Genomic DNA, 513 nt, shown 5'->3' on the forward strand with positions numbered 1-513 from the left:
CCCGCCCGGGCCGCGTCCAGCGCGGCCCAGGTGGGGGCCGGGCCGCCGCCGACCACCAGGACGTCCGTACTCAGCTCCTGCACGACTCTCTCCTCAACTGTTGAGCGGGGCCCGCCAGGCGGTGAAGCGGCGCTCCAGCCGGACCAGCAGCTGGTTGAACACCACCCCGATGACCGAGATCGTGACGATGCCCGCGTACATCTGCGGGATCGCGAAGTTGTACTGCGAAGCGTTGATCAGATAGCCCAGACCGGCCTTCGCGCCGACCATCTCGGCCGCCACCAGCACCAGGATCGACACCGCCCCCGCCAGCCGGATGCCGGTGAACACCACCGGCACCGAGGCAGGCAGGATCACCTTCTGGAACAGCTTCACCGGCGACAGGTCCAGCGAACGGGCCAGTCGCAGCAGGGTCGGGTCGACGCTGCGCACCGCGCTGATGGTGTTCAGCAGGATCGGCCACAGGCAGGCGTACAGCACGATCGAGATCTTCGAGGTCTCGCCGATCCCGAG

The 513-nt window shown here is 68.4% G+C and carries 1 protein-coding gene; it reads right to left on the minus strand.

Translation table 11 applies throughout. The features are described 5' to 3' along the window. Positions 1-93: 93 nt before the first annotated feature. A partial coding sequence (locus ABD323_RS45530; RefSeq protein WP_344447789.1) for an ABC transporter permease occupies positions 94-513 on the minus strand: 420 nt, incomplete at its 5' end.

Origin of the sequence: Kitasatospora nipponensis (assembly GCF_039528135.1) — a bacterium.
GTDB lineage: Bacteria > Actinomycetota > Actinomycetes > Streptomycetales > Streptomycetaceae > Kitasatospora > Kitasatospora nipponensis.